This is a genomic window from Bacteroidota bacterium, assembly GCA_039714315.1.
Taxonomy (GTDB): Bacteria; Bacteroidota; Bacteroidia; order Flavobacteriales; family JADGDT01; genus JADGDT01.
In genome coordinates this window covers 23674-33384 of the sequence record JBDLJM010000019.1, presented here as the reverse complement: position 1 = coordinate 33384, position 9711 = coordinate 23674, and the positions used below count along the sequence as shown (strand labels likewise).

Below are 9711 nucleotides of genomic sequence, written 5' to 3'. Positions count from 1 at the left end.
TCCTATTCCTGATTCATAAATACCTGCCATTTTACCTTTATAGCAATTACGATTCAAAATGATTGATAAATAAATTGAAATAAGTGAAGCGATTCACGAACTCCAAAATCAACTGTTCGTCAGTAATTATATTTTCCTATAACGAGGCGAAAAATCGTTGCATAGCCTTAGTTACGGAACTGTTTTACAACGAAGAAAGAGGGAAATAGAAAATATTTATATCGGTAATTTTGATTTGTGATTGGTATAACTAATAATAAAATTTCAATTTCTTTCTAATCACTTTTTTTATAAGTAATAATTTTCTTACTTTTACGTCTATACTCCCATTCACTTACTTAAATCGACATTATGCCTATCTCATAGCAAATATTAACATTTAAGACAATTCTAATGATTGCAAGTTTCAGAGATGAAGAATGGAAAGTACTGGAAATTGATGGTGAAAAATTCAATGAGAGGTACAAAATTTCAAATTATGGTCGCGTTATTAGTTACACAAACGTAGCTGATGGGAAGTTGATGAATCCTACCGTAATTGCCGGATATGATTTATTAAGAATTACCTATAAGATGAAAAAAACTTCCAGGTATATACACAAATTGGTAGCTCTTCAATTTCTACCACCAAAGCGCGATGACCAAAAATTTGTAATTCATATTGACTATGATAAAACCAATAATAAGCATACAAATTTAGCATGGGCATCTAAAAGCGAGATGGAAGCTCATCAGAGAAAAAATCCGGCTTATGCCAAAATTAACAGAAAGGGAATTATCAGAAACGCTAAACTAACAGAGACTGAAGTTATTCGTCTGAAAAAATACCTTAAAAGAAACCCTAACACAAGATTAAAAGTAATTGCAAAACAATTTGGAATTACTCACACTCAATTAAATAGAATACGCAGTGGAGAAAACTGGGGACATGTAAAAATTGACTAAAAAGTCTCAATAATTATTTTTTTTTACTAAATTTATTAAACTAAATCATTTTAAATTAAATGATTGAGACTACAAACTTTTATATGGATCATAAATATCCATGTTATTAATTAAAATAATATGTAAGATGAAAAAAATTACACTATTAGTTATTATGCTATTTGCAATGAACGGTTTATTTGCACAGGCAACAAGTCAATTAAATTTTGGTGTTATAGGTTTAAGTTATGAGATACCTGTAGCTGAAAATATAACAATTGCACCTGCAGCGGGTACAAATCTGGAATTGAGTTATTTAACTGCCGGAGTAAAAGCTAATTTTTACTTTGACACTCTTATTGATTTACCTGCTCAATGGGATGTATACGCAGGAGCAAATGCAGGATATGCTTTTGGCTTAGACAACGGTAACGATAAAAACAATGGTAATGACAGTGATTTTGATGCAGGACTTCAGGTAGGAGGACGATGGTTCTGGAGTGAAAAATGGGGTATCTACCTTGAATTTGGTGGCGGACATACCAGTGGTGGAACAGCAGGTCTTGGGTTAACAATGAGATTATAATATACAGGGAGGTTTTTTAAGCCTCCCTTTTTTTTTAAAACAAAACTCCAACACCCAATAATACCTGAGATACATTTTGAGATACCGGAACATCTACTCCACCAACTTTCATAACTCCATTATCAGAATTAAAACTTCCTTTATAAGAAACATCAAAGGTAAATGCAGATAACAGATCTACCCCAATCCCTAATTGATATCCCATTCTAAAAGATTTATACGCTGTTACTATATCATTAGCTTCCTGATTTGTTCCAACATTCAGCATCCCCATTGGTCCGCCATAAACTCTGATCATATCCATAAATTTCATCCCCAACAATAGGTTTATATCTACCATCCTATCATCAAAATCAGTTTTAATCCAATTATTATTTAGGTCTATTTCGTACGATTCTGATGTCTGGGAATAAATTAACTCGGGCTGAATATATAATTTCTCGCCGCAATAACTTCTGTATTGCACACCTAAATGCCATCCGTTGTTCGCTTTAGGATCCTTTATTGCATTCCAGGCACCAAGCGGAGCATCACTTAAATCAGTAGAAGACATATTATAATTAAAGCCTCCTTTTATACCAACTTTAGTATTGTTCTGCGCGTTTACCGAAAGAAAAGTTACAAGAGCAATTGATAATAATATAATTCTTTTCATTGTAGACAATTTTAAATTACTAATTTTAATACTTTAGTATGATGATCGCAAATAATATGCCATATCTAAAGTTATTAAAAATTTAGCGCTATAACTCTTAAAATCATCTCATAAATGTCAGAAGCAAATGTAAATAACCGTAAATATGAAATTGAACTAAGTGAAGATTCTATATTTACAGGTAAAATAGACTCCGATAATTTCAGTTTTTCGATCAAGTCGCAAAATAAAAACAACTATATCATAGAAAAAGATGGTATTGAATACGATTTGGATATTATAGACTTAAACGAAAACACCAAAACAATAGAAATACTGGTAAACGGTAAATACTTCAAGACCAATTTAAGAGATCAATACGATAAATTAATTCATAATTTAGGATATGGAAGGAAGAATGATAGCGAGTCAAGATATATTAAAGCACCTATGCCGGGGCTGGTACTGGACATATTAATCAAAAAAAATGATCCGATTAAAGAGGGACAACACCTACTAGTATTAGAAGCCATGAAAATGGAGAACATAATAAAATCTAACAGTGTCGGAAAAATTAAAAATGTTAACATCTCAAAAAATGATACTGTAGATAAAGATGAAATCTTAATAGAACTTGAATGAACCTAACACTCCAATTTCTAAAATAGACCATAAGCTAAAACTCAAGTCCCACAGTAAAATTGACACGTGTAGCGTTATAAGTAACCGGTATATCGGACTGATAATTTAATATTTCGATGTTTCCAATAGTATGATTGGGCAAATAGGAATAAGACAAATCGAAATAAAACATCTCATAAACATAATTCAATCCTATATCCAGACCAATACTCATTGTATTGAAATTTATCCCTAATCCGTATTCATTTAATTCATTATTCACCTCTGAATTCTTGATATTGTATATAAGTTTTGGCCCAAAATAAACCGCAAAATCACGTGAGAAATATAAATTTGGGTAAACTGCAAACTCCAGGTAGTGCTGATCAAATACCCTTTCAAACTTATCATAAAGAAGAGACAGGAACACAATTTCATATTTCTGCTTAACTCTTAGGTAATCAACCTTTGAAGAAATTGCAAACTTCTCATTAAACCTATATTTGTAGTGTAACTCAACATCAAAACCATTCTTATCATCGAGTATACTAAAACTATCTACAAATGGAATAACCTTGCCTAAAACATATTCAGAATTGTTATAAATATAAGATCCGCCAACTCCAAACTTACTTTGAGAGAAACTGTAAAAAGGTAAGATCAATAAAAAGGCAACAATTAATATCTTTCTCTCATTCATAATAATCAAATTGGTTTATTAACTTCTGAAATTTCCCATGTCTTTTTTTTGGCGCTATTTCCGGCCTGCCCGGATTGGCAGACAGGCTATCCGCTATAGCTTTGTACGGCATAGCAGTTCGAAAATTACATTTCGGGGTCTTCGCTATGGCTCAGCCGCCAAAATATATTTCTCACAAGCTATCCCAAACAAAGGCTGCCACTTCCATCCGGGCGAACTATATTTCGCTGCTCCCTTCGTTAAAAACAAATAAACCTCATCATAACAATGCTCTGCACCCGGGCATAGATAAATATCGGGGATTATATTCACGTCTCGGATGTAAAAACTATAACGTGGGAAACTTCAATTAAATATAATAAAAAAACCACTCCCGATATTAAAAACAGAAGTGGTTAATAAAAATTATATTGTTAAAAGCTGAATTAACTATTTAGTGCTTCGGCCCCACCAACTATTTCAAGAATTTCGTTGGTTATAGAAGCCTGACGTGCTTTATTATATGTCAGTTTAAGTTCGCCTATCAGTTCTGTAGCATTATCAGTAGCTTTATGCATACTTGTCATACGTGCACCATGTTCTGCCGCGTTAGAGTCTAGTATAGCTCCATGCAGCTGAACTTTTAATGATGTAGGCATCAAATCAGTGATAATACGATCTTTACCCGGCTCAAATATGTAATCCGTACTAACTGAAGAATCAGATTCATTAGCAATAATAGGAAGAAATTGTTCCTGAGTAAGAACTTGTGTTGCAGCATTTTTAAACTTATTATAAACTACATCAATTCTATCATACTTACCTTCTTCAAATCTATCCATTGCCCATTGAGCAATTTTGACTGTATTTTCAAATGAAATATCATCTAATAAATCACTGTGATCAGCAACTACAGGATAAGTTTTCACAGCTATGTCGTTGATTTTCTTACCAATGGTCAGTACTTCAACAGATACATTATTATATCTATCTCTTACTATCTCATTGATTTTTTTTCCAACATTAACATTGAATGCTCCACACAACCCTCTATTCGAAGAAACCGCAATTATCAAAACCTTTTTTACATCACGCTTAGCTGAATACATAGACTGTGCATCACCATCTAGTGAAGAAGATACGTTTTTAATAATCTCTTGAAGTTTATCAGCATAAGGACGTAAACTGAAAGCTGCTTCTTGAGCCCTCTTTAATTTAGAGGCAGAAACCATTTTCATGGCACTCGTAATCTGCCTCGTTGATGAAACAGATGTAATACGATTTCTAATTTCTTTTAAATTCGCCATTATATATATGATTTAGATAAAACGTCTTAAACACTTCCAACAATTCACTTCAATTTTGCTCAGCAAGCAAATCTCAGGAAACGTTTAAGACATTTCAAACCCAATTATGCTTTATATTTCGCTGATAAGTCTTTTACTGTCTTTTTAAGAACCTCTTCAACTTCAGCAGTTAATTTCCCCTGCTGTAACAAAGCAAGAGTATCAGTATGTTTATTGTTTAAGTATTCAAGGTACTCTACTTCAAATTCCTTCATCTTATTTACCGGAACATCCATCAGCAGTCCTTTTGAACCGGCATAGATAATAGCTACCTGATCTTCAACCTTAAATGGTGATGCTTGTGCCTGTTTAAGAATCTCAACGTTTCTTCTTCCTTTCTCAATTACATTAAGTGTAGCTGCATCAAGGTCTGAACCAAATTTAGCAAAGGCCTCTAATTCGCGGAACTGAGCCTGGTCAGTACGCAAGGTACCTGCAACCTTTTTCATTGATTTAATCTGAGCAGAACCACCTACACGCGATACAGATATACCAACGTTAATGGCCGGACGAATTCCGGAGTTGAACAAATCAGACTCTAAGAAAATTTGTCCGTCAGTAATAGAAATCACGTTCGTTGGAATATATGCTGATACATCACCGGCCTGCGTTTCAATAATTGGAAGAGCTGTTAATGAACCGCCTCCTTTTACTTTACCTTTTAAAGATTCAGGAAGATCATTCATTTGTGCAGCAATATCATCATTATCGTTGATTTTTGCAGCACGCTCTAATAAACGAGAGTGAAGATAGAATACATCTCCGGGATAAGCCTCACGTCCCGGTGGACGACGTAGTAATAGTGATACTTCACGGTATGCCACAGCCTGTTTCGACAAATCATCAAAAACAATCAATGCAGGTCTACCTGTATCACGGAAATACTCTCCAATTGCTGCTCCAGCAAACGGAGCATAGTACTGCATAGCTGCAGGATCCGATGCATTTGCTGCAACAATAACTGTATAAGCTAATGCTCCCTTTTCTTCAAGTTCACGTGCAATATTTGCAACTGTTGAACCTTTTTGTCCTATAGCTACATAGATACAAAATACCGGTTCTCCTTTATCGTAAAACTCTTTTTGGTTTATAATCGTATCTAAGGCAACTGTTGATTTACCAGTCTGACGGTCACCGATGATTAGCTCACGCTGTCCACGTCCGATAGGAATCATCGAATCAATTGCTTTTACACCTGTTTGAAGAGGTTCACTTACCGGTTGACGATAGATAACTCCCGGTGCTCTACGCTCAAGTGGCATCTCAAATAACTCGCCTCCAATAGGTCCTTTACCGTCAATTGGGTCACCAAGAGTATCCACAACACGCCCTAACATTTCTTCACCTACTTGAAGCGAAGAGATACGTTTAGTTCGTTTTACAGTATCACCCTCTTTAATTTCAGAAGAAGTACCGAACAATACGATACCTACGTTATCTTCCTCAAGGTTTAGTACCATACCTTCCATGCCGCTTTCGAACTCTACAAGTTCTCCATATTCGGCATTTGCCAGACCGTAAGCGCGGGCAATCCCATCACCTACCTCTAGGATAGTACCTGTTTCATTTAATTCGCCTTCTACACTGTGTTTGGAAAGCTGTTCTTTCAATATCGCTGAAACCTCAGCAGGTTTTACTTCTGCCATAACTGTATTTATTATGTCCTATAGGTTCGTTATAGTTTTGGGATATACAAATTGTCTTTAAACTCTCTGTGCAGTTTAAGTACATTACTTTTTACACTAGCATCGTATTGGTAATCTCCTATCTTCAGGATATAACCTCCGATAATATCTTCATCTATCTCTATTTCAAGATCAATAGTCTTACCTGTTAATTTGGCAACATGAGTTTGAATTCGAGTTAGTATTTTTTTGTCTAATTCTACTGCCGAGATAACTTTAGCAACCTCAACTCCTCTTATCTCATCATATAGATGAATAAAACGTTTTACTATTTTTTGATAAACATCTTCACGTCCGTTTTCTCCGATAAGTACAAGGAAATTCATTGAAAGTTCCTCAATTTTATCTTCAAACAACTTTTTACCCACCGCTATCTTATCCGCTGTTTTAACAACAGGACTTGAAACATACTCAGCTAAATCTGGATTCTCAGAAAGTGTTTTACTAACGAGCATCATATCGTTGTAAACATTTTCAAGAATAGACTTTTCCTGAGCTACTTCGAGTAGTGATTTTGCATATCTATATGCAACTTTAGTTCCGCTCATAACAAGATAATATTAGTTGTTTCCTACATTATCTTCCGCTTCCTGAACCAGCTTTTCTACTAAAGACATTTGTTTATCCTTATCTGAAAGTTCGCTACGAAGAACTTTTTCTGCAATTTCTACAGATAAATCAGCAATTTGATTTTTAAGTTCCGTCATTGCTTGCATAGTCTCACGCTCGATAGACGTTTTTGCCAACTCAATCATCTTTTCGGCTTCTTTTGAAGCTTCCGATTTAGCATCACTTATCATTCTGTCTTTCATTTGACGCGCTTCTTTCATGATAAGATCTCTTTCTAGCCTGGCTTCTTTAAGTATCTTCTCGTTATCAGACTGTAACTTAGCCATTTCTTCTTTAGCCTTATCAGCTGCCTCTAACGCATCATTGATAGATTCTTCTCGATCCTTTACCGCCGAAAGAATTGGCTTCCAGGCAAACTTCTTAAGAAGAAACATCAAGATGATGAACGGAATAAGTGTCCAAACAATTAAGCCCAGTGCCGGCGTAATTAAATCCATATTTTTTGGTTCTTTATATTTAAACGTAGATGACTTAATTGTTGTACACAACAACTATCCAATTAACGCTTAAACAATTATAGTTGGTCTAATTATTTTCGTTTTCAAACAACCTGCAGGCAATCCCTAAACAGGTTGTTTTACTTTTTGTGTATCATCTCTTATGATACAAACTCTTACTTTGCGATTAATGCAACAACCACTGCAAAAAGTGCAACACCCTCAATAAGTGCAGCTGCAATAATCATGGCAGTTTGAATCTTTGAAGTAGCTTCCGGCTGACGTGCAATAGCATCCATTGCAGATCCACCAATTTTACCAATACCGATTCCGGCACCAATAGCAGCTAATCCAGCTCCAATTCCAGCAACTGTTCCCATAATTTAATATATATTTGAGTTAAACAAAAAATTCTATTTTATTAATCGTCATTCCGACTAAACGGTAGCGTATGGAGGAATCTATTAAATATATCAACAAATCTCTCGACTACGCTATTTACTAATGTGCTTCATCGGTAGCTAATCCAAAAAACAATGCCGACAGTAAAGTAAATACATAGGCCTGTAAGAAAGCTACCAATATTTCAAGTACATCCATAAACAGTACAAAACCTATCGAAACAGGTGCAATTGCAACGGTTTTGAATATAAATATCAGAGATACTAAACTAAGCACAATAATATGTCCTGCAGATATGTTTGCAAACAAACGAATCATTAAGGCAAATGGCTTAGACAATACCCCCATTATTTCAACAGGAATCATAATTGGCAACAACAGTTTTGGTACTCCCGGTGTAGCAAATATATGTTTCCAGTAATTTTTATTTCCATTTATCAAGGTAATAATCAGAGTAATCGCAGCTAATGTAAATGTTACAGCAATATTTCCTGTCATATTTGCCCCAAAAGGGAATATCGGAATAAGGCCCATTAAGTTGTTCAATAGTATGAAGAAAAACACAGTAAGCAAATAAGGCATAAATTTCTCATACTTATCTTTACCGATATTAGGAATTGCTATATCATCTCTGATAAAAAGAACAAGTGGTTCTATAAAGGCTGCCAATCCTGTTGGAGCTTTCTTATTGGATGTATAACTTCTGGCTACACTTACAAAAACAACGAAGATAATTGTAAATGATAATAGTATTGCAAAAACATTTTTGGTTATCGACAAATCTAACGGTTTAGTATTTGTAATAACTTCTTCACCATCTATCTCCTCCACAGACAATTTACCATCTGCATTTGCTATATATATGTGATCGTGTGCTTTTAAAAATGAAACTCCATTACGTTCTACCGCAACTTCACCATGGTCATCATGATGAAATTCACTCGACATAAAGGCAGAAAATCCTTTATCCTTAACATATAGTATTACAGGTAATGGTACAGATACTTTGTGAATTTCTCCTGAATCATCGGTGTAATCCCATAAGTGATATTCATGTGAATCTGAAATATGATGAAGTATTACACTTGTCGCATCAAATTCTTTACTTTCTGAAGCATTCTCGTGAGACTCAGGATCATTTCCTTGTTCGGTTTCATCTGCGTAAGAAAATGAAACTGTTGACAGTAATAATCCAACTAATAAAAGTGTTCGGTTAATTATGGTTCTTGCAATCATCATTTCTGAATTCTATATAAGAATTTGGCTTTTTACGTTGCTTGCAAATGTAAATAAATAATTATATAAAAAAAGATTTTTCGGATTCTTTACTAATGAAATATTTGGAATTAATAAAATCTTAAAAACACCCTGCTAATCGTTACTTTTCAACACTTTAACACTTATATAAGATTCAACAATTAGAGAGACAAAATAGGCTATAACTATATTTACACCATCAAAAATGATATTTACTTCATTATTAAGCCGTATTTTAACAATTAAAAATATGATTAAAAACATCTTTATCACGCCAAAAATCATGAAAGCAAATCCGGTTTTATCTTTCCATAATTTGTTCACAAAATGAATTCCTGTGATATTAATAAGGGTAATAATGGATACAATAACATAAATTACCTCAATTGAATAATTAATTTCCTGCCCTGAAAAGTAATTCGAAAAAATATAATTGTGAATCAGGTATGCACCAATAATTACAGGTAGTAGTATGATCAGTATATATTTATACAGTTGAGACATTTGTTT

The 9711-nt window shown here is 34.1% G+C and carries 12 protein-coding genes; 3 read left to right on the top strand and 9 right to left on the bottom strand.

The features are described from left to right. Positions 1–393: 393 nt before the first annotated feature. Together ABFR62_03870 and ABFR62_03865 are read left to right on the top strand one after the other, a co-directional pair. Entirely contained in the window at positions 394–945 is a 552-nt protein-coding gene (locus ABFR62_03870) for an HNH endonuclease (protein ID MEN8137548.1), read from the top strand. A 127-nt stretch (positions 946–1072) separates the two neighbouring features. Continuing rightward, entirely contained in the window at positions 1073–1510 is a 438-nt protein-coding gene (locus tag ABFR62_03865) for a hypothetical protein (protein ID MEN8137547.1), read from the top strand. A 34-nt stretch (positions 1511–1544) separates the two neighbouring features. Here ABFR62_03865 and ABFR62_03860 read toward each other — a convergent pair whose 3' ends face one another. Next, the gene (locus ABFR62_03860; protein MEN8137546.1) at positions 1545–2165 is read right to left on the bottom strand and encodes an outer membrane beta-barrel protein; all 621 of its coding nucleotides are present in this window, start codon (positions 2163–2165) and stop codon (positions 1545–1547) included. A 114-nt stretch (positions 2166–2279) separates the two neighbouring features. On the opposite strand from ABFR62_03860, the gene ABFR62_03855 reads away from it, so the two are divergent. Continuing rightward, complete coding sequence (locus ABFR62_03855) at positions 2280–2786, top strand: acetyl-CoA carboxylase biotin carboxyl carrier protein subunit (protein MEN8137545.1); 507 nt, start codon at positions 2280–2282, stop codon at positions 2784–2786. A 34-nt stretch (positions 2787–2820) separates the two neighbouring features. Here the strand turns inward: ABFR62_03855 and ABFR62_03850 are convergent, their stop codons facing one another. The 8 genes from ABFR62_03850 to ABFR62_03815 form a co-directional block, all read right to left on the bottom strand. Then, a complete protein-coding gene (locus ABFR62_03850; protein MEN8137544.1) occupies positions 2821–3465 on the bottom strand; it encodes an outer membrane beta-barrel protein in 645 nt (214 codons plus the stop codon). Positions 3466–3890: 425 nt separating this feature from the next. Then, on the bottom strand, positions 3891–4751 hold the full coding sequence (gene atpG, locus ABFR62_03845) for an ATP synthase F1 subunit gamma (protein ID MEN8137543.1): 861 nt from the start codon (positions 4749–4751) through the stop codon (positions 3891–3893). A 104-nt stretch (positions 4752–4855) separates the two neighbouring features. Continuing rightward, positions 4856–6436 (bottom strand): F0F1 ATP synthase subunit alpha, encoded by a 1581-nt coding sequence (gene atpA, locus ABFR62_03840; GenBank protein ID MEN8137542.1) that lies wholly within the window; start codon positions 6434–6436, stop codon positions 4856–4858. A 29-nt stretch (positions 6437–6465) separates the two neighbouring features. After that, positions 6466–7023, bottom strand: a complete 558-nt coding sequence (atpH, locus tag ABFR62_03835) for an ATP synthase F1 subunit delta (GenBank protein MEN8137541.1) — start codon at positions 7021–7023, stop codon at positions 6466–6468. A 12-nt stretch (positions 7024–7035) separates the two neighbouring features. Continuing rightward, entirely contained in the window at positions 7036–7542 is a 507-nt protein-coding gene (locus ABFR62_03830; GenBank protein MEN8137540.1) for a F0F1 ATP synthase subunit B, read from the bottom strand. A 176-nt stretch (positions 7543–7718) separates the two neighbouring features. Further along, entirely contained in the window at positions 7719–7922 is a 204-nt protein-coding gene (gene atpE, locus ABFR62_03825; GenBank protein MEN8137539.1) for an ATP synthase F0 subunit C, read from the bottom strand. 121 nt (positions 7923–8043) lie between these two features. Then, a complete protein-coding gene (gene atpB, locus ABFR62_03820) occupies positions 8044–9180 on the bottom strand; it encodes a F0F1 ATP synthase subunit A (protein ID MEN8137538.1) in 1137 nt (378 codons plus the stop codon). 135 nt (positions 9181–9315) lie between these two features. Then, positions 9316–9705 (bottom strand): hypothetical protein, encoded by a 390-nt coding sequence (locus ABFR62_03815; protein ID MEN8137537.1) that lies wholly within the window; start codon positions 9703–9705, stop codon positions 9316–9318. Positions 9706–9711: the final 6 nt, after the last annotated feature.

Coding starts and splice junctions, on each gene's coding strand:
- ABFR62_03860 (MEN8137546.1), bottom strand. CDS start 2,165: ATGAAAAGAATTATATTATTATCAATTGCTCTTGTAACTTTTCTTTCG.
- ABFR62_03865 (MEN8137547.1), top strand. CDS start 1,073: ATGAAAAAAATTACACTATTAGTTATTATGCTATTTGCAATGAACGGT.
- atpA (MEN8137542.1), bottom strand. CDS start 6,436: ATGGCAGAAGTAAAACCTGCTGAGGTTTCAGCGATATTGAAAGAACAG.
- ABFR62_03855 (MEN8137545.1), top strand. CDS start 2,280: ATGTCAGAAGCAAATGTAAATAACCGTAAATATGAAATTGAACTAAGT.
- atpB (MEN8137538.1), bottom strand. CDS start 9,180: ATGATTGCAAGAACCATAATTAACCGAACACTTTTATTAGTTGGATTA.
- ABFR62_03830 (MEN8137540.1), bottom strand. CDS start 7,542: ATGGATTTAATTACGCCGGCACTGGGCTTAATTGTTTGGACACTTATT.
- atpG (MEN8137543.1), bottom strand. CDS start 4,751: ATGGCGAATTTAAAAGAAATTAGAAATCGTATTACATCTGTTTCATCA.
- ABFR62_03815 (MEN8137537.1), bottom strand. CDS start 9,705: ATGTCTCAACTGTATAAATATATACTGATCATACTACTACCTGTAATT.
- ABFR62_03870 (MEN8137548.1), top strand. CDS start 394: ATGATTGCAAGTTTCAGAGATGAAGAATGGAAAGTACTGGAAATTGAT.
- atpE (MEN8137539.1), bottom strand. CDS start 7,922: ATGGGAACAGTTGCTGGAATTGGAGCTGGATTAGCTGCTATTGGTGCC.
- ABFR62_03850 (MEN8137544.1), bottom strand. CDS start 3,465: ATGAATGAGAGAAAGATATTAATTGTTGCCTTTTTATTGATCTTACCT.
- atpH (MEN8137541.1), bottom strand. CDS start 7,023: ATGAGCGGAACTAAAGTTGCATATAGATATGCAAAATCACTACTCGAA.